General features: G+C 75.7%; 17 protein-coding genes. 12 read left to right on the forward strand and 5 right to left on the reverse strand.

Features of this window, described 5'->3' with window-relative positions; all coding sequences use genetic code 11:
• Window positions 1–25 precede the first annotated feature (25 nt).
• The 12 genes from VGP36_16095 (at window position 26) to VGP36_16150 (ending at window position 12,997) form a co-directional block, all read left to right on the forward strand.
• Complete coding sequence (locus VGP36_16095) at window positions 26–877, forward strand: ABC transporter ATP-binding protein (protein HEV7656236.1); 852 nt, start codon at window positions 26–28, stop codon at window positions 875–877.
• Entirely contained in the window at window positions 849–1,676 is an 828-nt protein-coding gene (locus VGP36_16100; protein ID HEV7656237.1) for an ABC transporter permease, read from the forward strand. The genes VGP36_16095 and VGP36_16100 overlap by 29 nt, the downstream gene beginning before the upstream one ends.
• Window positions 1,677–1,703: 27 nt before the next feature.
• The gene (locus tag VGP36_16105) at window positions 1,704–2,723 is read left to right on the forward strand and encodes an ABC transporter substrate-binding protein (protein ID HEV7656238.1); all 1,020 of its coding nucleotides are present in this window, start codon (window positions 1,704–1,706) and stop codon (window positions 2,721–2,723) included.
• Between the two features lie 4 nt (window positions 2,724–2,727).
• Entirely contained in the window at window positions 2,728–4,185 is a 1,458-nt protein-coding gene (locus VGP36_16110) for a UbiD family decarboxylase (protein HEV7656239.1), read from the forward strand.
• Window positions 4,186–4,205: 20 nt separating this feature from the next.
• Window positions 4,206–4,937, forward strand: a complete 732-nt coding sequence (locus VGP36_16115) for a GntR family transcriptional regulator (protein HEV7656240.1) — start codon at window positions 4,206–4,208, stop codon at window positions 4,935–4,937.
• A gap of 10 nt (window positions 4,938–4,947) precedes the next feature.
• Window positions 4,948–5,883 (forward strand): LysR family transcriptional regulator, encoded by a 936-nt coding sequence (locus tag VGP36_16120; GenBank protein HEV7656241.1) that lies wholly within the window; start codon window positions 4,948–4,950, stop codon window positions 5,881–5,883.
• 101 nt (window positions 5,884–5,984) lie between these two features.
• Window positions 5,985–6,989: an amidohydrolase family protein gene (locus VGP36_16125; protein ID HEV7656242.1), complete on the forward strand. Its 1,005-nt coding sequence runs from the start codon at window positions 5,985–5,987 to the stop codon at window positions 6,987–6,989.
• A 145-nt stretch (window positions 6,990–7,134) separates the two neighbouring features.
• A complete protein-coding gene (locus VGP36_16130; protein HEV7656243.1) occupies window positions 7,135–7,902 on the forward strand; it encodes an alpha/beta fold hydrolase in 768 nt (255 codons plus the stop codon).
• On the forward strand, window positions 7,899–8,792 hold the full coding sequence (locus tag VGP36_16135) for a xanthine dehydrogenase family protein subunit M (protein ID HEV7656244.1): 894 nt from the start codon (window positions 7,899–7,901) through the stop codon (window positions 8,790–8,792). The genes VGP36_16130 and VGP36_16135 overlap by 4 nt, the downstream gene beginning before the upstream one ends.
• Window positions 8,789–9,286: a (2Fe-2S)-binding protein gene (locus tag VGP36_16140; GenBank protein HEV7656245.1), complete on the forward strand. Its 498-nt coding sequence runs from the start codon at window positions 8,789–8,791 to the stop codon at window positions 9,284–9,286. The genes VGP36_16135 and VGP36_16140 overlap by 4 nt, the downstream gene beginning before the upstream one ends.
• Window positions 9,279–11,600 (forward strand): xanthine dehydrogenase family protein molybdopterin-binding subunit, encoded by a 2,322-nt coding sequence (locus tag VGP36_16145; protein HEV7656246.1) that lies wholly within the window; start codon window positions 9,279–9,281, stop codon window positions 11,598–11,600. Before VGP36_16140 ends, VGP36_16145 begins: the two co-directional genes overlap by 8 nt.
• Window positions 11,601–11,776: 176 nt before the next feature.
• The gene (locus VGP36_16150) at window positions 11,777–12,997 is read left to right on the forward strand and encodes an APC family permease (protein HEV7656247.1); all 1,221 of its coding nucleotides are present in this window, start codon (window positions 11,777–11,779) and stop codon (window positions 12,995–12,997) included.
• A gap of 84 nt (window positions 12,998–13,081) precedes the next feature.
• Here the strand turns inward: VGP36_16150 and VGP36_16155 are convergent, their stop codons facing one another.
• The 5 genes from VGP36_16155 to VGP36_16175 are packed head-to-tail and all read right to left on the reverse strand — an operon-like array spanning window position 13,082 to window position 22,497.
• Window positions 13,082–13,855: a peptidylprolyl isomerase gene (locus VGP36_16155; GenBank protein ID HEV7656248.1), complete on the reverse strand. Its 774-nt coding sequence runs from the start codon at window positions 13,853–13,855 to the stop codon at window positions 13,082–13,084.
• A complete protein-coding gene (locus VGP36_16160) occupies window positions 13,852–18,078 on the reverse strand; it encodes an NEW3 domain-containing protein (GenBank protein HEV7656249.1) in 4,227 nt (1,408 codons plus the stop codon). Before VGP36_16160 ends, VGP36_16155 begins: the two co-directional genes overlap by 4 nt.
• Before the next feature lie 27 nt (window positions 18,079–18,105).
• Complete coding sequence (locus VGP36_16165; GenBank protein HEV7656250.1) at window positions 18,106–18,996, reverse strand: hypothetical protein; 891 nt, start codon at window positions 18,994–18,996, stop codon at window positions 18,106–18,108.
• Window positions 18,993–19,634, reverse strand: coding sequence for a hypothetical protein (locus VGP36_16170; GenBank protein HEV7656251.1), 642 nt, complete (start codon window positions 19,632–19,634; stop codon window positions 18,993–18,995). Before VGP36_16170 ends, VGP36_16165 begins: the two co-directional genes overlap by 4 nt.
• A complete protein-coding gene (locus VGP36_16175) occupies window positions 19,591–22,497 on the reverse strand; it encodes a CHAT domain-containing protein (GenBank protein ID HEV7656252.1) in 2,907 nt (968 codons plus the stop codon). Before VGP36_16175 ends, VGP36_16170 begins: the two co-directional genes overlap by 44 nt.
• Between the last annotated feature and the right edge of the window lie 50 nt (window positions 22,498–22,547).

Raw genomic sequence — 22,547 nt, forward strand, 5'->3', positions numbered from 1 at the left:
CCCCGACATCCGGGAGGCAGGAACGATGGCAGCAGGAGTGCCCAAGCTCCGCGTACGGGACCTGAGGATCGGCCACCGGTCGGGTCGTCGCGGCACGTTCTCACTCGCGGTCGATGGTCTGACCTTCGACGTCGCGGCGAACGAGTTCGTCGCGGTGGTCGGACCGAGCGGCTGCGGCAAGACGACCATGCTCTCCGCGATCGCCGGCCTGCTGCCGGTCGAGTCGGGCGAGCTCAGCCTGGACGGGAAGCAGATCAGCGGCCCGGGCCGGGAACGGTCGCTGGTCTTCCAGCAGGCGTCGCTGTTCCCCTGGCGCACCGTCGTCGGCAACATCGAGTTCGGCCTGCGGGCGCACGGCCGGATCGACGCGGCCGGCCACCGCCGGGTCGAGGAGCTGGTCGAGCTGGTGGGCCTGGGCGGCTACGGCGACCGCTACCCGCGGGAGCTCTCCGGCGGCATGAGCCAGCGGGTCAACCTGGCCCGGGCGCTGGCCACCGACCCGGAGCTGCTGCTGCTGGACGAGCCGTTCGCGGCCCTGGACGCGCAGACCCGCGAGGTCATGCAGGCGGAGCTGGTCCGGGTCTGGCAGGCCGACGGCGTCGAGGGCGGCAAGACGGCCGTGTTCATCACCCACGACGTGCCCGAGGCGGTGTTCCTGGCCGACCGGGTCGTGGTGCTCTCGGCCGGTCCGGCCCACGTGCTGGAGATCGTGCCGGTCGACCTGCCCCGGCCGCGCAGCCCGCAGGTGAAGCGGTCGGCCGAGTTCCTCGCGCTCAGCGACTACGTCACCGACCTGGTCATGCACCAGTCCCAGCCCGCCCGGAACGCCCGAACGGAGGCCCGGTCCGATGACGACCACGCACGTCTCGCCGGCTAGCACGACCGCGGCACCGGCGACCGTCCCCGGCCCGCGCCGCCGGCGGCTGCCCGGCACCGGCGTCCTCGGCCTGATCGGCCTGGTCGTCGTGCTCGGCGCCTGGCAGGTCTCGACCTGGGCCGGCTGGGTCGACCCGACGTTCTCCAGCTCCCCGATCGGGGCGATCAGGGCGCTCGGCGACCTGCAGCGCTCGGGCAACCTCTGGCCGCCGCTGCTGTCCACGCTGCAGTCGGTGTTCGTCGGCATGCTGATCTCGCTGGCCGCCGGCATCCCGATCGGCCTGCTGATCGGACGCAGCCGGCTGCTCTACGGCCTGACCGAGCCGATCGTCAGCATCATGTACTCGGTGCCGTTCGTGGTCTTCCTGCCGATCATCATCTTCTGGTTCGGCATCGGCGGTCAGGCCCGCATCGTCATCGTGGTCTGGAGCGCGATCTTCCCGCTGCTCATCAACGTCGTCGCCGGCGCCCGCAACGTCGAGCAGAACTACCTGCAGGTGGCCCGGGTCTTCTGCGCCTCCCGCGGGCTGACCCTGCGCTCGGTCGCCTTCCCGGCGACGCTGCCGTACATCCTGGCCGGGGTCCGGCAGGCCGTCGGCCGCGCGCTCGTCGGCGCCATCGTGGCCGAGCTGTTCATGGGCAACGAGGGTCTCGGCTACGTCGTGCAGAAGGAGACCTCCGACTTCCAGATGGACGACGCGATGGCCGCGATCGTCGTCATCGCCGTGCTCGCGGTCGCGCTGACCCGCGGCGTCGCCTGGGTCGAGCACCGCTTCACCTTCTGGTCCAGCTCCGTCTGAGCCCTCTCCCCCGCCGGAGGAATCCCCATGCGCACCCGTACCCGACCGCTGCTGATCGCGGCTGTCTCCGCCGCCGCGCTGCTGCTGGCCGCCTGCGGCAAGCCCGCCGCGTCCGGCGGCGGCGCCGCCGCCGGCTCGATGTCGATGACGATCGGCTACACCGCCATCGGCGCCGCGTACGACGATCTCTACGTCTGCCAGGACCAGGGCGTCTTCGCCAAGAACGGGCTCACCGTCAAGCTCACGCTGCTCAACAGCAGCTCCCAGCTGTTCGCGGCGCTGGCCAGCAACAGCGTGCAGATCGGCGTCGGGGTGGCCCAGTCGACCGCGGCCGGGGCGCTGAACGGGGTGCCGCTGAAGTACGTCGCGCTGCCGATCCCGCACTACTACGTGGAGATGTGGGGCAAGTCGACGCTGACCTCGAGCGCGGCCGATCTCAAGGGCAAGAAGATCGGGCTCAGCTCGCCCGGTTCGCTCGGCGATGCGTCGATCGACGCCTGGCTGGCCGAGCAGGGGCTGACCGACAAGGACATCAAGAAGACGTTCCTGAAGAGCACGCCGGCCGAGGTGACCGCGCTGGAGAAGGGCGCGGTGGACGCGATCGTGACCCAGCCGCCGACCGGGACGCAGACCCGGGCCAAGGGCTTCAAGAAGATCATGGACTTCACCCGGTTCCCGGCCGCGGCCAACGCGTACACGGTCAAGGCGGACTACGACACGACGAACTCCAAGGCCGTGGCCGCGTTCGTGAAGTCCGAAGTGGAGTGCCTGTCGATCCTGCACAACGACGAGAAGACCGCGATCGCCAGCATCATCAAGCACAGCGGGAACGACGACCCGACGCTGGCGAAGTACTCCTACGACTTCTTCAACCCGCTCTGGGCCAGGACGCCGACCGTCGACCCAGGGCTGCTGACCAAGGCGTTCCAGGCCGCGGCCCAGGACAAGGGCCTCGACCCGCCCGCGAACGCCGACCAGTACGTCGACAACAGCTACGTCGACGCGCTGCAGAAGCAGGGCTACATCGACTCGCTCTACAGGGACTGACGGCATGGGCGTCTCCCTCGAGGACATCGTCGACCTGCGCAGCTGGCTGGAGGCCGTCGACGGGCTGGGCGAGCTACGCAGCGTCGAGTCGGCCGACTGGGACCTGGAGATCGGCGCGCTGTCCGAGCTGAACTACAAGCAGCCCTCGCCGCGGGCGCTGCTGTTCGACCGGATCACCGGCTACCCGGCCGGGGCGCGGGTGCTCACCGGCAGCCTCAGCACGGCCCGGCGGCTCGGACTGACGCTGCGGCTCGGCGACGACCTCGACGACCGGTCGCTGGTGCAGGCGCTGCGCAGCCGGCCGGCGGCCTGGATCGAGGGTTCCCCGCGGTTCCCGGCCCGGACGGTCTCCGCCGGCCCGGTCACCGAGCACGTCGTCCGCGGCACCGACGTGGACCTGCTGGCCTTCCCGGTGCCGCGCTGGCACGAGGGCGACGGCGGACGCTACATCGGCACCGGTTGCGCGGTGATCACCACCGACCCGGACGACCCCGCGGACGTCAACGCGGGGGCGTACCGGATCCAGGTGCAGGACGGCGGCCGGGCCGCGAGCGTGAACATCGAGGCCGGCAAGCACGGCGCGATGCACGTCCGGAAGTGGTTCGCCAAGGAGGGCCGGGCACCGGTGGTGGCCACGCTGGGCCAGGACCCGCTGCTGCTCATCGTGGCCGGGACCGAGGTGCCGCGCGGAGTGTCCGAACTGGACTATGCCGGCGCGGTCATGGGGCGGCCGCTGGAGGTGGTGGCGGGCGAGCTGACCGGGCTGCCGATCCCGGCCACCGCGGAGATCGCCATCGAAGGCTGGCTCTACCCGGACCAGAAGGCCGACGAGGGACCGTTCGGGGAGTGGACCGGCTACTACAGCGGCGGTTCCGAGCAGGTGCTGACGATGACGGTCGAGCGGCTCTACCACCGCGGCGACCCGATCCTGCTGGGCGCGCCGCCCGGCAAGCCGCCGCACGACTACTCCTACATGCGCAGCGTGATGAAGTCGGCGATGATCCACGACGCGCTGGTCGCGACCGGGCTGCCGGGGCTGGAGAGCGTCTGGGCGCACGAGGTCGGCGGCGGCCGGCAGCTGCTCGCGGTGTCGGTGCACCAGCAGTACCCGGGGCACGTCCGGCAGGCCGGGCTGCTGGCCTCGCAGCTGCCCGCGGCCGCGTACATGAACAAGTTCGTCATCGTGGTCGACGGCGACGTGGACGCCCGCAGCCTCAACGACGTCATGTGGGCGGTCTGCACCCGGACCGAGCCCGGCGAGGACATCGACGTGCTCCGCCGGACCTGGGGCAGCCGGGTCGACCCGATGCGGCCGCGCGGCGCGCCGCCGTACAACACGCGTGCCATCATCGACGCCTGCCGGCCCTTCGAACGGCTGGAGGAGTTCCCCCGCGTCGCCGAGGCGAGCCGGGAGCTCCTCGACCGGGTGGCCGCGAAGTGGCCGCGCCTGCTGGGGGGCTGAACCGTGCCGGAGAGGGAACGATGACGTATGCGCTGGAGACGGGGATCCGCGGCCAGCTCGGCCGGCGGGAACTGCTGCGGGTGCTCGGGCGCACCGGCGAGAGCACCGTCGACGAGGTCGTGGTCACCGTCGGCAGCGACATCATCGAGGGCCGCCTGCTGCCGGGGGACGACCTCAACTCGGTCGAGCTGTCCCGGCACTTCGGCACCAGCCGCACCCCGGTCCGGGAGGCGCTGCTGACCCTGGAGCGGGAGGGGTTCGTGGAGATCACGGCCCGCCGCCGGCCCCGGGTCGCCTCGCTCGACATCCAGGAGGTGCGCGAGCTCTACCGGGTCCGCGCCCACCTGTACGCGATGGTCAGCCGGACGGTCGTGGACGTCGCGACCCAGGCCGACCTGGGCCGGCTGCACGAGCTGCAGGCGGAGCTGACGGCCGCGGTCCGGGACGAGGACGTGGACCGCTACTTCTGGACCAACGTCCAGGTCCGCAACACCGAGGCCGCGATCACCGGCAACCGGACGCTCTGCCGGGTCCTGGACAGCCTGGGGCTGCGGATGCTGCAGCTGCGGCACATCAGCCTGTCGCTGCCGGGCCGGATCCAGAAGTCCGTGCTCGACCACGAGCGGCTGCTGCGCGCGTACGAGGACCGGGACGGGGACCTGGCCGCGGCGCTGACGTCCTCGCTGGTGATGCGCGGGCTGACCGCGATCGAGGGCTCCGGGTGGACCGGCCGGGTCCGGCGCGACAACTGAGGAGGTTCACGTGCTGGACACGAGACGGCTGACGATCTTCTGCGTGGTCGCGGCCGAGGGGTCGCTGACCGCGGCCGCCACCCGGCTGCACTTCACCCAGTCCGCGGTCTCCCAGCAGATGGCGATCCTCGAGCGCGAGGTCGGCACGCCGCTGCTGGAACGGCTGCCGCGCGGGGTCCGGCTCACCTCGGCCGGCGCGGTGCTGGCCGAGCGGGCCGGTGCCGTGCTGGGCGAGCTGTCCGCGATCGAGCGGGAGCTGCGGCGGCTCGGCGACCGGCCCGAGCCGGTCACGCTGGGCACGTTCTCCACCGCCGGCGCGCACCTGATCCCGCTGGTCGTCTCGGCCTACCGGGAGCGGCACGACGACACCCGGCTGGTGGTCGTGCCGTCCCAGCCCGACGACGTCGCGGTCCAGCTGACCGAGGGCTCGGTCGACGTCGCGCTGCTCTGGGACTACGACTTCGCGCCCCGCTCGATGCCGCGGCTGCACCGCGAGCACCTGCTCGACGACCCGCTCTACGTGCTGCTGCCGACCGGGCACCCGCTGGCCGGCCCCGAGACCATGCCGCTGCGGCTGGCCGACCTCGCCCACGAGGCCTGGATCGCCCGCGCCCACAAGGCCCCGTACGACCAGGCGCTGGAGTGCATGGGGCGGCTGGCCGGGTTCGAGCCGGACGTCGCGTTCCGGACGCCGGACTACGAGTCGGTGCAGGGGCTGGTCGCGGCCGGGATCGGGGTCGGGCTGGTGCCGCGGCTCTCGCTGACCGCGCGGCGGCCGGACGTGGTGGCCCGGCCGGTGCACCAGCCGGCGTTCGTCCGGCACATCGACGCGGTCACCCGGCCGGACGGGCCGGCCGACCCGGCGGTGGCGCGGCTGCTGGCCGTGCTGCACGAGATCGCGGCGACGGTCTCGGCCCGGGCCGTACCCCTGGCCGCGGTGAGCTGAACCAAGCTGCCCTGAAGGCAGTCATCAGATGGTCCCGCTGGTCGCCCGGACCCCGCCTCTCTACCGTCGGGTGGGGGAATCCGACCAGGGAGGACGTCACCGTGGACGACCGCACGCCCGTCGTGGACTGCCACGCCCACGTCGTGCCGGAGGCGCTGCTGGCCTCGCTCGACGGCACATCCGGTTTCGCCGCGTCCCGGGTGGACGGCGGCTGGCGGCTGGAGCTGCCCGGCGGCGGCACGCGGCTGATCAAGCCGGGCATGACGCAGGCGTCGGCCCGGGCCGGGTACCTGGAACGGCAGGGCATCGACGCGCAGGTCCTCTCGCCCTGGGTGGACGTGCAGCCGCCGCCGTCGATGCCGGCCGGCGAGGCGCGGTCCTGGGCCCGGCGGCTGACCCGGGGGCTGCTGGCCGAGGCCGGCCCCGGCGACCGGGTCTTCGCCTCGGTGGCCCTGGACGACCCCGACGACGCGGCCGCGGATCTCGCCGCGGCGGTCACCGAGGACGGGGCGGCCGGGCTCATCCTCAGCACGAACCCGTACCACGTCCGGGACCTCGCCGACCCGCGGCTGGAGCCGCTCTGGTCGGCGCTGGAGCAGCTCGGGGTGCCGGCGCTGCTGCATCCGCCGGCGGACGGGCCGGCCCGCTCGCTGCCGGACGCCGAGGAGTACGGCAACACCTACTGCCGGCTGGTCGACACGAGTTTCGCGGTGGCGCGGCTGCTGCTGGCCGGGGTGCTGGACCGGCACCCGGGGCTGCGGCTGGTGACCGTGCACGGCGGCGGGTTCCTGCCGTACCAGAGCCTGCGGCTGGACGGCGGGCACCGGGCCGACGGGCTGTCCGGGCACCGGATCGAGCGCGAGTCGCCCTCGGACTACCTGGGCGACCTCTACTACGACACGGTCGCGATGAGCCCGGCCGCGATCGCGTTCCTCACCGGCACGGTCGGAGCCGGGCACGTGCTGCTCGGCACCGACTATCCCTTCCCGATCGGCGATCCCACGCCGGTCGGCACGGTCACGGCGGCCGGACTGTCCACAGCGGACGAGGCGGCGGTGCTGGGCGGGAACGTGGCCGCGTTGCTGGGCGGGGGCGTCCATGCCTGAGGAACCCGCTCCCCCGTCGGGAAACCCGATGCCGTCCGCCGGCGCCCCGGTTTCTCCTCCTGAGCCGGCGTCAGGTCCATCCACTGTAGACCGCAGTCGGGTCGGGTCTCTCGCGTACGGACGGCGGGGTGACGGCGATCCGGTGATGTTGCTGCACCCGCTGGCGCTGGCCGGGCCGGTCTGGGACGGCTTCGCCGACCGGCTGGCCGGATCGTACGAGGTGATCACGCCGGATGCCCGCGGGCACGGCGACAGCGGCTGGGACGGCGGTCCGTTCGACGTCGCCGAGATGGCCGCGGACGTGCTGGCGCTGCTGGACGGGCTGGACCTGGCCCGGGTGCATCTGGTCGGGATGTCGATGGGCGGCAGCGTCGCGATGACGTTCGCGGCGGCGTACCCGGACCGGGTGGACCGGCTGGTGCTGGCCGACACGACCGCCTGGTACGGCCCGCAGGCGCCGAAGACCTGGTCCGAGCGGGCCGACGGCGTGCTCGCGACGCCGCGGACGAACCAGGTGCCGTTCCAGGTCGACCGCTGGTTCACCGAGGCCTTCCGGGCCACCCACCCGGCCGAGGTACGCCGGGTGGTCGGCGTCTTCCTCGACACCGCGTCCCCCGCGCACGCCGAGGCCTGCCGGGCACTGGGGCGCCTCGACGCCCGGGCCGGGCTGGCCGCGGTGACCGCGCCGACGCTCGCGCTCGCGGGCGAGGAGGACTACGCGACCCCGCCGGCGATGGGCGAGGCGGCCGCCGCCGGGGTGCAGGACGGGCGGGCGCTGACGCTGCCGGGCCTGCGGCACCTGTCGCTGGTCGAGCGGCCGGAGCTGGCCGCGCTGGTCGGCGCGTTCCTGGCCGGCCACGACCTGCCGGCGCTGCCCGCGGGCGACTGCGGCTGTGCTCAGGTGACCCCGTGAAGCCGAACCGGTTCTCCTACCACGCTCCGTCCACAGTGGACGAGGCGGTAGCCCTGCTGGCCGGGTACGGCGAGGACGGCAAGGTCCTCGCCGGCGGGCAGAGCCTGCTGCCGCTGATGAACTTCCGGATGGCCGCGCCCGAGCACCTCGTCGACATCAACCGGCTGCCGGACCTGGACCGCCCCCGCCGGACGGCGACGGGGTGGCACTTCCCGGCCCTGGTCCGGCAGCGGACGGTCGAGCGCTCGGCCGAGGTCGCCCGCGACCTGCCGCTGCTGACCACCGCGCTGACCCACGTCGCGCACCCGCAGATCCGCAACCGGGGCACGATCTGCGGCAGCCTGGCCCACGCCGACCCGGCCGCCGAGCTGCCGGCCGTGATGACCGCGCTCGGCGCCCGGATGCACGTCCGCTCGGCCCGGGGCGAGCGGGAGGTCCCGGCCGCGGAGTTCTTCCTGTTCCACCTCACCTCGGCGCTGGAACCGGACGAGCTGCTGACCGGGGTGTCGGTGGACGACCTGGCCGCCGGCACCGGCACGGCGTTCCGCGAGTTCGCGACCCGGCGCGGCGACTTCGCGCTGGCCGCGGTGGCCGCGGTCGTGGTCCGCGACGACACCGGCACGGTGACCGGCTGCCGGCTGGTCGCGGCCGGCGTCGGCGCGACCCCGGTCCGGCTGTCCGGCGCCGAGCGCGCCGCGACCGGCGGCCGGCTGGAACCCGCGGCGCTCGCGGCCGTGGAGGACGCCGCCCGGCGGGAGACCGACCCGCTCGGCGACCTGCACGCCGGGGCCGGGCAACGCCGCCGGCTGGTCGGCGTGCTGGCCCGCCGGGCCCTCGACGACCTGGTCGACCAGGTCGACCGGGTCGACCTCAGGGAGGACGCCGCATGACCGAGCAGGAGCCGGCCCCGGGCGAGGTGGTCCGGCTGGCCACCACGGTGAACGGCCGCCCGTACGAGGAGGTGGTCGACAGCCGGTTGACGCTGGCCGACTTCCTGCGCGGCCGGCTGCGGCTGACCGGCACCCACCTCGGCTGCGAGCACGGCGTCTGCGGCGCCTGCACCGTCCTGCTCGACGGCGCCGCGGTCCGGTCCTGCCTGATGCTCGCGGTCCAGGCCGAGGGCCACGCGGTCGAGACGGTGGAGAGCCTGGCCCCGGACGGCGAGCTGAACCCGCTGCAGGAGGCGTTCAGCGCCCGGCACGCCGTCCAATGTGGATTCTGCACCAGCGGCTTCCTGATGAGCGCGACCGAGGCGCTGCGGGCGGGTCCGGTCCGGACCGAGGAGGAGGCCCGGGACGTGCTGTCCGGCAACATCTGCCGCTGCACCGGGTACGCCGGCATGGTCAGGGCACTCCTGGACGTGTCCGGAGTGGACGGTGAGTAGCGCGATGATCGGCGCCTCGGTCCGGCGCCGGGAGGACCACCGGCTGCTCACCGGCGCCGGGCGCTACCTCGACGACCTGGACCTGCCCGGCGCCTACGAGGCCGCGTTCCTGCGCAGCCCGCACGCGGCCGCCCGGATCACCCGGATCGAGACCAAGGCCGCAGCCGCGCTGACCGGCGTGATCGGCGTCTGGAGCGGCGCCGACCTCGGCCCGATCGCCAAGCCGATCCCGCCCAAGGTGACCCACCCGCAGCTGGCCGACGTCCCCCGGTACGCGCTGCCGCCGGAGCGGGTGCACTTCGCCGGCGAACCGATCGCGGTCGTCGTCGCCGTCTCCCGCTACGTCGCCGAGGACGCCCTCGACCTCATCGAGGTCGACTACGAGGAACTGCCCGCGGTGGCCTCGACCGCCGCGGCCCGGGCCGAGGGCGCGCCGCTGGTCCACGACGGCGCGAGCGACAACATCGCCGTGCACGTCGTGCAGCGCACCGGCGACGTCGAGGCCGCGCTGGCGGCCGCGCCGCACCGGCTGTCGGAGACGTTCGTGATCCGTCGCGGCGGCGGGCACTCGATGGAGACCCGCGCGGTCGCCGCCCGCTACGACACGGCCACCGGCCAGCTCACGGTCTGGGACACCACCCAGTCCCCGCACTACGTCCGCAACATGCTCGCCTACCTCTACGACGTCACCGAGGACGAGGTCCGGGTGGTCGCGCCGGCCGACGTCGGTGGCGGGTTCGGGCCCAAGGCCCAGTTCTACGGCGAGGAGGCGGTGATCCCGTACCTGTCCCGGCTGCTGGAGCACCCGGTGAAGTGGGTCGAGGACCGCCGGGAGAACTTCATGGCCACGATGATGGAGCGGGCCCAGACCCACGCCATCGAGATCGGCTTCGACGACGACGGCACGATCCTCGCGGTCAAGAACGTCTTCGAGCACGACCAGGGCGCGTACTGCGCGGGCCTGCAGGTGCCGATGATCACGCTGTCCACGCTGCCCGGCCAGTACAAGATCCCGTTCATCCACAGCGAGCTGTACGCCTGCTACACGAACATGGTCCCGACCAGCTCGGTGCGCGGGGCCGGCCGGCCGCAGGCGGTCGTGGCGATGGAGCGGATGGTGGACCGGGTCGCCGAGCACCTGCGGCTGGACCCGGCCGAGGTCCGGCGGCGCAACCTCGTGCAGGCCGACGAGTTCCCGTACCGGGTCGGGCTCACGTTCCGGGACGGCAGCCCGCTCACGTACGACAGCGGCAACTTCCCGGAGCTGCTGCGGGTCGTCCTGGACAAGATCGACTACGCCGGGCAGCGGGAGTTCCAGCGCGAGGCCCGCGCCGCCGGGCGGTTCGTCGGCGTCGGCGTCGCCGGGTACGTCGAGGGCTGCGGGCTCGGCCCGTACGAGGGGTCGCGGCTCCGGCTGACCAACGACGGCAGCGTGCTCGTCACGCTGGCCGCGGCCCCGCAGGGCCAGGGCTACGAGACCGTGTACGCGCAGATCGCGGCGGACGCGCTCGGCCTGGACATGGAGCACATCCGCGTCGTCACCGGCGACACCGGCCGGATCCCGTTCGGGCAGGGCACGTTCGCGTCCCGGATCACCGCGACCGCGGGCCCGGCGACGCTGCTGGCCGGCCGGGAGCTGCGGGAGAAGGTCTTCGGCGTGGCCGAGGTGCTGCTCAGGTCCGCGGACCTGCTCTTCGCCGGCGACCGGGTCGTCGTGCGGGACGACCCGGAGACCGGGGTGACGCTGCGGGAGATCGCCCAGGTCGCCAACGTCGGCAAGCACGGGATCACGCTGCCGGCGGGGGTCCGGCCCGGGCTGGAGACGACCGCCTACTTCGCGCCCGAACGGGCCGCGTACGCCAGCGGCACGCACGCGGTCGTCGTCGAGGTCGACCCGGAGACCGGCGGGATCGAGATCCTGAAGTACGTCATCGGCCACGACTGCGGGACCGTCGTGAACCCGATGCTGGTCGACGGGCAGGTGCTCGGCGGCTTCGCCCACGGCATCGGCAACGCGCTGCTGGAGGAGGCCCTCTACGACGTGTCCGGACAGCCGCAGACCACCAGCTACCTCGACTACTCGCTGGCCTCGGCCCGCGAGGTGCCGCCGGTCGAGCTGGTGCACGTGCACACGCCCTCGCCGCTGAACCCGCTGGGCGCGAAGGGCGCCGGCGAGGGCGGCACGATCCCGGCCCCGGCGGCGATCGCGAACGCGGTCGAGGACGCGCTGCGGCCGTTCGGAGCCCGGATCACGGCGGTGCCGCTGACGCCGGCCCGGGTGCTGGAGGCGATCCGGGGCGACGCGTCCGACTGACCGACACCGTCGCCGACGCGGCGACTGTCGCGGGCCCGGTCGAGGCCCCGGCGCCCGGGCTGGTTCGGGCGTGCTGGGCGGACGGCCGGGTCGTCGCGACCACAGCGGGCGTCGCACTCGGGTGGGCCTGGGTGCTCCGCCGCCGGTCCCGACCGCCCGTCCGGCACCATGCGGGGGTGAGCGGTGCGGGATTGCGGCGGCGGCTCGGGGTGGCGGACGCGGTCGTCGTCGGCCTCGGGGCGATGCTCGGCGCGGGCGTGTTCGCGGTCTTCGCGCCGGCCGCGCGGGTGGCCGGCTCCGGGCTGCTGCCGGCGCTCGCCCTGGCCGGCCTGGTCGCGTACGGCAACGCGACCTCCTCGGCCCGCCTGGCCGCCCGCTACCCGTCCTCGGGCGGCACCTACGTCTACGGCCGGGAGCGGCTCGGCCCGTTCTGGGGCTACCTGGCCGGCTGGGGATTCGTGGTCGGCAAGACCGCCAGCTGCGCGGCCATCGCGCTGACCTTCGCCACGTACGCGGTCCCGGCCCACCCGCGCCCGGTCGCGGTCGTGGCCGTGCTCGGGCTGACCGCGCTGAACTACGTCGGCGTGCAGCGGTCGCTGGCCGCGACCCGGGTGCTGGTCGCCGCGACCCTGGCCACGCTCGCGCTGGTCGTCGTCGCCGGGTTCACCGCACCGGCCCACCCGGTCGGCGGCCCCGGTACCGGCCCGCACGCCGTGCTCCAGGCGGCCGGGCTGCTGTTCTTCGCCTTCGCCGGGTACGCGCGGGTCGCGACCCTGGGCGAGGAGGTCCGCGACCCGGCCCGGACGATCCCGCGCGCAATCCCGCTGGCCCTCGGCCTCACGCTGGCCGCGTACCTGCTGGTCGCGCTGGCCGCCCTGCGCGGGCTCGGCCCGGACGGGCTGGCCGCCGCGGCCGACCCGCTGCGTGCGGTGGTCGCGGCGGGCGACCTGCACGCGGCCGCGCCGGTGGTCCGGGTCGGCGCCGCGCTGGCCACGCTCGGCTCGCTGCTGGCCCTGCTGCTCGGCGTCTCCCGGACCACGCTGGCGATGGCCCGCGACCGCAACCTGCCGCCGGCGCTGGCCGCGGTGCATCCGCGCTTCGCCGTGCCGCACCGGGCCGAGGTCGCGCTCGGGCTGGTCGTCGCCGTCCTGGTCGCGACCGTGGACCTGCGCGGCGCGATCGGGTTCTCCTCCTTCGCCGTGCTCACCTACTACGCGATCGCGAACGCCAGCGCGCTGACGCTGCCGGCCTCGAAGGCGCTGCCGCTGGTCGGGCTCACCGGCTGCGTCCTGCTCGCGGTCAACCTGCCCTGGCCGTCAGCCGTCGCGGGCGCGGGCGTGATCGCGGTCGGTGCCGCGATCTGGGCGGTCCGGCAGCGCGCCAGCGGCCGGCGGTGAGTTTCGGTACGGCGCAAAGCCCGGCCGGGCCGGGCCCGGCATCGCACGAGACGCGTGAGGGGACCTCGGCGGCGGGTGCGACGGTCAGTGCCGGTGGGTCGCGTCCGGCTGACGCGGGTCGGCCGGGTGCTCGTACCCCGGCGCCAGCCGGACCCGGGTCGCCAGCGCGGCGTCGAGCCAGCGGGCGAACGCCAGCTGCTGCCGCCGCACGGTCAGCTCGGCCGCGATCGCGGCCCGCACCTCCTCGTACGGGACCGGGCCGGCCGGGCGGACGGACTCGACCACGATCCGGTGCCAGCCCAGAAGCGAGCGCACCGGCCCGGCCGGCGCGTCCCGCAGCTCCGCGACCAGCGTCCCGGGGTCGACCTCCACCGGGCCGGACAGCTCGAGCCGCCCGGGGTCGTCGCGGTGGAAGGCCTGCCGGACCAGCCACCGCTCGGGCCGGACGTAGCGGTCGGGGTGGGCGTCGTAGTGCGCGCGCAGCTCACCCTCGTCCGGGCGGTCGGTGAACGTCGCGAGGACCGCCCGCGCGGCGGCCGAGGTGGCGAGCACGTCCGCCGCCGCGCTCCCGACCAGCGCGGCGTCCGGCCGCGCCGCCCCGTCGCCCACCGCCGGACCGGCGGCTCCGTCGCGGACCGGCGCCCCGGCGGCTCCGTCGCGGAACGGCAGCTCGGCGGCCGCCCGCTCCAGGAGGCGGCGGATCACCACCCGCTGGGCCACCCAGCGCCGCAGCTGCCGTCCGTCCGGACCGTCCGCGGGCGGCAGCCGGTCGGCCAGCGGCCCGGCCCGCAGCCGCGCCACCTCGGCGTCGACCTCGGCCGCGGCGACCGGCTCCCCGTCGACCCAGGCCGCGGTCACGTGACGTTCAGCGGGATCGACCCCGAGTACGCCACCTGCCCGGCGCCCGTCAGCCGGGCCAGCAGCCACCACTCCCCCGGCGCCGCCCCGGCCGGCACCGCCACCGGCACCTCGACCGCCCGCCGGTCGTCGCCCTCCAGCCGGACCGGCACCGTCCACTGTGGAACGTACGGCCAGGTCTCGACCGGCCCCAGCAGCTGCAGCGTCGCCTGCACCGGGCTCCGGTAGGAGTTGGCCACCTCGACCCGCACGGTGCCGCGCTCCCCCGGCCGCAGCACCACCGCGAGCGTGTCGATGTGCACGTCCAGCGCGCCCGGGCTCGGCACCGGACCGGGCACCGTCACCTGCACGAGCTCCCGGACGACCTGGCCCCGGTGCTCGACCTGGACCGCGACGAGGTGGTCGCCGGGCGTCGCGTCGGCCGGCGGCTCGACCCGGACCGGCGCCTGGGCCCAGCCGCCCGGCGGCAGCGCGACCGGCCAGGCCGCGGGCCGGACCGTCCAGCCGTCGTCGGCGGTCACGGTCACCACGCCGGTCCACTCGCTGTCGGCCAGCGAGGAGGCCACCGAGACGGTCAGGTCGACCGGCCCGGTGGCCCGGGTGGGCTCGGCGTGCACGCTGATCGGCAGGTTGCCGGCCGGGGCCGGGCCGGCGTTCTCCAGCCAGTAGCGCGCCGGGACGACGCCGGCCGGCTCGGGCACCAGCTCCCGGTCGCCCGCCTCCGCCGCCGCGGGCCGCACCAGCACCGTCGCCACCTCGCACGGCTCCAGCGGCATCACGACGGTCCCGTCCGCGGCCACCTCCAGTGTCCCGAGTGGACGGTCGAGCAGGTCGGCCCGGGACGCGGACAGCACCCCGCCGGCCAGTCGCAGCCGGACGGTGACCCGCTGCCCGGCGGCCTCGTAGACCCGGACGGCCAGCTCCTGCGCCGGCGGCGTCGGCGCGGTCCCGGATGCGAGCGGGGTGCCGACGGGCTTGACCGCGGTCACCACCGCGGCGCCGGCCGGCTCGACCGCGAGCAGCGAGTGCGCGGCCGGCAACGGTCCCGGGTGCGGCTGCGCCAGCACGGCCACCGGCGGCGCGGTGAACGCCTGCCCGGCCGGCACGAACCCGGCCGAACGCCAGTCCCCCGGCCCCGCGGTCAGCGCATAGTCCACGGTGTGGGTCCAGTGCTGCAGCTGGAACCCCGATCCGTCCGGCACCGTACGGCGGGGCTTGCTGATCCAGACCGCCGACGGCCAGCCGGTGCAGGACCGGACCAGCGACAGGTTCAGCGCCCCGCTGCTGTCGACCGCGAACCCCGGCAACCCGCGACTCAGCATCGCCACCGAGTGCGCAGCGAGCCCGGCACCACCGACTGCCGACCCGGCCGGCGCCGTCTGTCCGATCCGGACAGACGCGTCGGCCAGGTCCGGCGGCCGTCCCGCAGTGACGGTCGCGTCCACCAGGTCCGCCGGCCGTCCGGCCGTGACAGTCGCGTCGGCGAGGTCGTCGACCAGCTCCGCGACCGCGGCCGCGAGCGCCGCGTCGTCCCGTCCGGCCACGATCAGCACCGGCAGCGCCCGCACGTCCCGCAGGTCCGCGCTCGGCACCCAGACCTCCCGCAGCGGCCGCGCGGCCGGCACCCAGACCCGGGCGCGGCCGGTCGCCGCCAGCTGCCGCTCCAGCTCCTCGCCGGATCCGGGCGCCGCGGCCAGCACCGCGGCGGTGAACGTGTTGCGGTCCGGCCCGCCGACCGCGATCCGGGTGTCGGGCAGGTTGGAGTCGATCGCGAGCGCGCCGTACCGGCTGCCGGTGTCCAGCGAGGTCGTCGAGGTGACCCCGGCCCGGACCAGCGCGACGACCAGGTCGCGGACGCCGGCGCGGGAGCGGGCGTCGGCCACCACCTCGGCCACCCCCATCGCGGTCGCCGATTCCCCCGCCACCACCCGGGCCGTCGACCCGACCCCGAACCAGGAGTACGCCGGGTTGTCCAGCGTCCACGGGTGCTCGGCCGAGTCGACGTCGATGATCCCGTACCCGCGACCGATCACGGCCGCGCCGACCTCGCTGACCGGCAGCCCACCCGGGACGTCGACCGGCCAGCGCAGCCGCACCAGCCGGTCCGCGCCGACCGGCAGCAGCCGGGTCGTGCAGTCCACCCGCGACAGTCCGGTCCAGACGGTCAGCACCTGCTCGTAGCGCACCTCCCCGACCGAGCCGCGGACCACCAGCCGCTGCCCGGCCGGGCTGGTCCCGGCCCGGACGGTCGCGGCCGAGTCCGAGGCCCGGTCCCGCGGCGGACCGGTCGGCAGCAGGTGCCACGGCCCCTCGCCGAACGTCGGGTGCTGCGGGTACTCGTCGTAGAGCAGCAGCTCGTTGGCGGGACCGGTGAGCAGCTCCCGGCCCAGCCGGAGGTCCCGCCAGGAGCTGACGGTGCCACCCCGCGCCGGATCCACGCTCAGCTCGTACGCCTCGGACCGGATCGTGCTGCCGCTCGCGGCGGTCCAGCCGGGCGTACCGCCGGGCACGAGCCGGTAGGTGCGCCAGCCGGTCGCGGGCAGGTCCGCGGCCACGAACGCCAGCGTCCGGCCCTCCTGCACCGCCGGCACCGCCGCGCCGGCAGCGTCCCGCAGCGACCACTCGCCGGCCGGCAGCTCGACCCGGACCAGGTCCGTACGCGGCCAGGCCAGTCCGTTGAGGACGGTGAGCGCGAGCCCGTCCCCGCCGGTGTCCACATGCGACACCAGGTCGGCCGTCGCGGCCGCGAGCACGTCGCCGCCGGTGGTCCAGGCGTCCCGCCAGCCGGCCAGCAGGTCGAGGTAGACCTGGTCGCCCTCGCTGCCGGTGACCGCGTCGTGGTGGGCGCCGTAGAGCAGCTGCCGCCAGGCGCTGTCCAGGGCCGCGTGCGGGTGCCGGGCGCCCTGCAGCGCGGCCAGGGTGGCGAACCGCTCGCCGTCGGCGACCCGGACCTCGGCCTCCCGGTTGGCCTGCTTGGTGTCGATGTAGGAGACGTCCTTGCCGGTGTAGATCGGGTTCATGTCCCGGCTCACCGGCACCGCGCTGCGGCCTTCCGCCGCCAGCTCGGCCCGGACCGCGCCGAGGAAGTCCCGCGGCGTCGCGCAGACGAACCGGGGCCAGGTGTAGCGCTCGGCCTGGTCCCGGTGGATCGCGGTGACCCACTTGTTCGGCGGCGAGTAGTCCGTACCGACCGGGATGAGCACGTTGCGGGTCGCGGCGACCGGCTTCAGCGACAGGAACAGCGCGTGCACCGCGGCGACCGCGTCGGCCAGGCTCGCCGCCGAGTCCATCCACCAGCCGGCCGAGTAGTGCGCCGGCATGTACGCGGTGAGCAGCCCCGTCCCGCTCGGCGCCACCCACTCGAACTCGCTCGGGAACTGCATCACCCGCGCGTCCCCGCTCAGGCCGTGGGTCTGCATCGGCCCCCACTGGTGGAACGGACCGCGGGCCCAGGACGACGCGGTCAGCCCGGCGCCCGCGCAGAGCCCCGGGAACTGCGGGTCGTGCCCGAACGCGTCCAGCTGCCAGGCCGTCTCCGGCTCCCCGCCGAGCACGTCACGCTGCAACGCGATCCCGTACGCGAGGTTGCGGATCGTCGACTCGACCGAGGTGAGGTTCGTGTTCGGCTCGTTGTACGTCCCGCCGACCAGCTCGCACCGCCCCTCGGCCAGCAGCCGGCGCAGGAACGCCCGCTCCGCCGGGACCGTGTCCCACCAGGGCTTGAGGTAGTCCGTCTCGGCCAGCACGAACCGGTAGTCCGGGTCGTGCCGGGCCGTCTCCAGGTGCGCCCGGACCAGGTCGAAGCCGGCCAGCTGGAAGGCCTGCCGGGCCGAGTCCGGACCGGTCAGCTCGTCCCAGGCCGAGGTGTACGCGGCCTGGGTGGTCCACCAGACCGGGTCGTAGTGGAAGTGCGGGACCAGGTACGCCGTCCAGCCCGGCTCGGCCACCGGGATCAGCACGTCCGTCCGGGCGTCCCCGGCCGGCCCGCGCACGGTGACCACCGCGGGAACCTCGGTGCCGACCGCCCGGCCGGTCAGCGGGACCGGGATCTCCACCGCCAGCTCGGCGGCGGCCAGCATCGCGGTCAGCTCCGTCCCCGGGCTCACCCCGACCGTGACCGGCCCGGGGTCGCCGGCCAGCACCACCCGGACGATCTGCTCCGGCGCGTCCGCCGGACCGACGAACAGCTCCGGGTGCTCGACCCGCACGATCGACACGGCCATGGGCCCATCCTCACGCGGGCGGCCGGGTCACGGCGAGCCGCCGCACCGCCCGTCCCCGGAGCGGTAGCCGGGCGTGAACTCCAGCCGCAGCGTGTCGGTCCGCGGGACGACCAGCGCCGCGCCGTCGCCCGCGGTCCAGCCGGCCGGCAGGAAGAAGTACTGGTCGCCGGACTGCAGGACGAGCTTGAGCCCGTCGTACCGGTAGCGGTACGCGGCGTCCGGGCCGGCGCAGGTGGTCTCCGAGACGCCGGGGCCGCTCAGGCCGAGCCCGCGCTCGCTGTAGAGGACGGCGTCCGGCCAGGCCGGCAGCGCCGCCACCATCTCCTGCGCCCGGCCGGTGCCGATCCCGGTCGCGTAGCTGCCGACCGCCCAGAACAGGCCGACGCTGGTGAGCACGAACGCGGCCACCCACTCGGCCAGCCCGAGCTCGGCCCGCAACCCGGCCGGCACCTCGGCCCGCTGCCGGCGCTCCAGCAGCCGTGGCACCGAGACGGTGACCGCGATGACGCCCGCCGCGAGGCTGAGGCCGCCGAGCTCCGGCGCGGTGTCGCCGACCGTGCCGCCGAGCGCCAGCGCGACCGCGGCCAGCACGATCAGCGCGACGCCGGCGACGGCCAGCGCCGGCAGGGCGCGGCGCAGCACCGTCTCCCGGGTCGCCAGGTCGAGCACGCCGAAGACCACCCGGATCAGCCAGAGCACGAGCAGCACGAGCGCGGCGGTCAGCACCAGCGGCAGGAAGATCCCCTCGACGCTGCGGATCAGGTAGTCCTGGACGGTCATGTCCAGCGTCGTGAAGTTGACCCCGAAGTAGCGGCAGTAGCCGGCCACGTACGTCTGTCCGAAGTAGAGCAACAGTCCGGTCAGCAGACCGGTGGGCGCGACGACCGTCCCGAGCAGCCGCAGGACCCGCGGGATCACGGTTGCGCCGTCTCGCTCGCCGGCGGGTCCGATACCTCCGGCGCGGTCGAGGTGTCCGATGTGGACGCCGAGTCGTCGGCCGGCGGTGAGGTGGTGGTGTCGTCCGGTTGGCCGCAGCCGGTGGAGATCGTCGCGGTGATCCTGGCGCCGCGCGGCACGATCGAGTTGGTGTTGCCGTCCGAGACCTTCGGCGGGTCCGACTCCCAGACGAAGCCGCAGGTGCCGTCGTCGTCGACGGTCCTGTACGTCACCGTGAGGCAGCCGGGCGCGCCGTCCGGGCTTCCGCAGGCGGCGACGACGCCGTCCCGGAACGCCTGCTCGCCGATCTCCGGGATGCGGATCGACTTCGGCAGACCGATCTTCCGGCCGTGGTCGTCGCCGGACTTCCCGCCCCCGCCCGAACCGTTCCCGCCCGAACCGTTCCCGCCCGAGCCGCCGCCGTCCGAGCTGCCGCCCGAGCCGCCCCCGTTCGAGCCGCTGCCGGCGTCGTCCGCGCCGGAGGAGGTCGCCGGGTCGTCCGGCACCATCGTCGGCCCGCTCGTCGTGACCGAGCCGCTCTCGCCCGGCGCGGGCAACCCGCCGCCGGCGACCGGGTCACCCCCGTTCGCCCCGCACCCGGCCAGCAGCGCCGCCAGCACTGCCGCCGTCCCCGCCCATCGCGCTCTCATGCTCTCCGGACGGGCCCGGCGCCGGATTGATACCGCCGGCGCCGAAGCAGACGAACCCCGCGGCGGCCACCCAGCTCGCGCTCGCCCGGTCCGGCTGCTCCCGCCGGGCCAGCATCAGCGCGGCGGCCGGCCCGAGACCGTCGCGCAGGTGCCGGTGCAGGCTGAGCATCACCGGCCGGCTGGCCTCGTCCGGCACCGGGACGACGCTGCCGACCAGGCTGCCGACGCCCAGCGCGAGCAGCGCCGCGGCCAGCCCGACCAGCTCGTCGCCCGGGTGCACCGCGGACAGGCCCGACTCGCAGGCCGACAGCACCACCTGCCGCGGCGGGCGGTCCAGCCGCTCCAGGTCGTGCACGGTGAGCGGACCGTCCACCAGCGACAGTGCGGAGAACAGGGGGTTGTCCGCGCGGAACCGGCCGTGCGCGGCGACGTGCGCCAGCCCGGCCCCGTCCAGCGCCCGGGTCACCGCCGCCACCGTCGCGTCCGGGCCGGTCAGCCGGAGCGCGTCCGGGTGCCGGGCGGCCAGGTCCGCCACCTCCGCGGCCGCGTACGGGAGGTCCGGTCCCGCCGCCAGCACCAGCCGGCCGCCGATCGGCGCCGCACCGGCGGCCGCGCGGTACCAGAGCGCGGCCGAGGGCGCGACCGCGATCGGGCGGTCGGCGAGCCCGGGCAGCGCGCCCCAGGGCAGCGCGTGCAGCGCGCCGGTCGGCACCAGCACCAGCGGCCGGTCGGCGAGCTCGGCCCGCAACGGACGGAGCAGCGCCCGCTCCAGCCGGTCGGCCTTGTCCGCGACGAGCGGCGCCGCGCCGGCGGACCCGGCCAGCAACCGGCGCAGCCCGTACCGGAGGGCGGTGAGGTCGCGCTCCACCGGCGGCAGCGGACCGAGCCGGTGCAGCGTGAGCATGGTGCTGGTGACGACGACCGCGTGCAGCTCGCCGTCGACCGCGACGTACTCGACCAGCGCCGCCGGCCCGAGCACCGTCCGCAGCCGGTCGACCGGCACCGGCCCGGCCGGGGCGACCCCGGTCCCGCGCGAGCGCAGCGCCCGCCGCCGTACGGCCTCCTCCAGGGTCGCCTGGCGGGCCCGCAGCGCGGCGGTGTCGGTGCCGGCGGCCGCGGCCGCGCCGGCCTCGGCGACCACCTGGCGCAGCTCGGTCAGCTCGGGCGCGCCCTCCGATCGGGCGCGCCGCAGCAGCAGCGCGCCGGCCCGCCAGCGCTCGCTCCAGTCCAGCACCGAGCCGGCGTCCCCGGCGGCCACCGCGAGCCGGACGCCGAGAGCGGCCAGCTCGCCGGCGTGACCGGCGGCGTGCACGCGCAGCTCGGTCGCGCCGAGGCTGGCCCGGAACCGGTCGAGCACCGCCATCCCCGAGCGCAGCGCCGCCTCCGCCCCGGCACCGTCCCCTTCGGACAGTCGCAGCAGGGCGCGGGCGTGCCAGAGCCGGGCCCGCAGCTCGGCCGGTCCCTGGACGGTGTCGGGATCCAACCCGGCCAGCGTCCGCCGCGCGGTCGCCGGGCGGCCCAGCGCCAGCGCCGCCCGGGCCACGATCAGCCGCGCGTCCGCCGCCTCCACCACCCACCCGGCCGCGGCCAGGGCCGCCGCCGTCCGCCGCCCGGCCCGCACAATCCCCTCGCCCCCGGAGTCGCCCGAACCGCGGTCCGAATCGCCCCCGAGGCCATGGTTCGGGCCCGCGGCCGGGCCGCCGGTCGAGCCGCCGACCGGCCTGCCGGCGGAGAGGGACCCGGCACTGCCGACGGAGCCGGCCCCGGCACTGCCCGCGGAGCCCGCCCCGGCACTGCCCGCGGAGCCGGCCCCGGCACTGCCGGGGGCACCCGCCCCGGCGCTGGCGGAGCGGGCTCGGAGGGAGAGGTAGCCGGCCAGGGCGGCCCAGCCCGGCCGCTGCTGGGCCAGCGCGGCCCGGCGGGCCCGGTCGGCCTGCGCGGCGGCCAGCGCCGGGTCGCCGTCCAGCAGCGCGGCCCGGGCCAGGACGAGCCGGGCCTGGACCAGGTCGACCGCGTTGCGCTGGGCCGCGAACTGCTCGACCGCCGCCGCCGCGGCCCGCCGGGCGTCCGCGACCAGCAGCACCGACAGCAGCGCCTCGGCCCGCTCCACGCCGAGCAGCCCGGGATCCCGACCGGTCGCCGCGTACAGCTCGGCGGCCTCGTCGAAGGCGGCCAGCGCCGCCGGCAGGTCCCCGCGGACGGCCGCGGCCAGCCCGCGGTTGTGGTGGACGGTGGCGAGCTTGCCCTCCTGGCCGGCCGCCGCGTAGAGGTCGGCGGCCCGGCGCAGGTCGTCGGCCGCGCCCCGCCAGTCCCGCGCCTGCACCCGCAGCACGCTGCGGTTGTTGCGCAGGTCGCCCTCGACCACCGGGTCGCCGCCGGCCCGCCGCAGTGCCGCCAGGGCCGCGTCGTAGCCCGCGGCCGCCTCGGCGAACCGGCCGGCCTCGGACAGCACCAGCGCCCGCTGCATCCGGACCCGGGCGCCGACGACGCCGCGCAGCACCGCCGCGGCCCGGTCGAGCTCGGCCAGCGCCTCGCCGGTACGCCCGCCGAGCGCGAGCAGGTAGCTCAGCGACGCCCGCGCCTCCGCCGCCCGGGACGCCAGCCCGGCCCCGTCCGCGACCGCGATCGCCGCGCGCAGGTGGGTCTCGCCGGTGGCCAGCTCGCCCAGCGCGGTGCCGGCCATGCCCAGCGCCCGCTCGGCCACCGCGGCCGGCTCGGGATCGCCGTCGGCGGCGGCCAGCGCGGCCCCGGCCAGCCGGCGGGCCCGCGGCGGCTGCCCGTACGCGGAGTCGACCGCGGCCAGGGCCAGCTCCAGGGCCGGCATGTCGATCATCGTCCCGTCCGATGCCGCTAGGGTGTATCAACCACGCGTACGGAACCTCC

It is taken from the genome of Mycobacteriales bacterium (assembly GCA_035995165.1).
Lineage (GTDB): Bacteria > Actinomycetota > Actinomycetes > Mycobacteriales > CADCTP01 > CADCTP01.

Bases quoted from the DNA above. Each gene is read 5' to 3' on its own strand.
- VGP36_16095 (HEV7656236.1), top strand. From the start codon at position 26: ATGGCAGCAGGAGTGCCCAAGCTCCGCGTACGGGACCTGAGGATCGGC.
- VGP36_16100 (HEV7656237.1), top strand. From the start codon at position 849: ATGACGACCACGCACGTCTCGCCGGCTAGCACGACCGCGGCACCGGCG.
- VGP36_16105 (HEV7656238.1), top strand. From the start codon at position 1,704: ATGCGCACCCGTACCCGACCGCTGCTGATCGCGGCTGTCTCCGCCGCC.
- VGP36_16110 (HEV7656239.1), top strand. From the start codon at position 2,728: ATGGGCGTCTCCCTCGAGGACATCGTCGACCTGCGCAGCTGGCTGGAG.
- VGP36_16115 (HEV7656240.1), top strand. From the start codon at position 4,206: ATGACGTATGCGCTGGAGACGGGGATCCGCGGCCAGCTCGGCCGGCGG.
- VGP36_16130 (HEV7656243.1), top strand. From the start codon at position 7,135: ATGTTGCTGCACCCGCTGGCGCTGGCCGGGCCGGTCTGGGACGGCTTC.
- VGP36_16140 (HEV7656245.1), top strand. From the start codon at position 8,789: ATGACCGAGCAGGAGCCGGCCCCGGGCGAGGTGGTCCGGCTGGCCACC.
- VGP36_16160 (HEV7656249.1), bottom strand. From the start codon at position 18,078: ATGGCCGTGTCGATCGTGCGGGTCGAGCACCCGGAGCTGTTCGTCGGT.
- VGP36_16175 (HEV7656252.1), bottom strand. From the start codon at position 22,497: ATGATCGACATGCCGGCCCTGGAGCTGGCCCTGGCCGCGGTCGACTCC.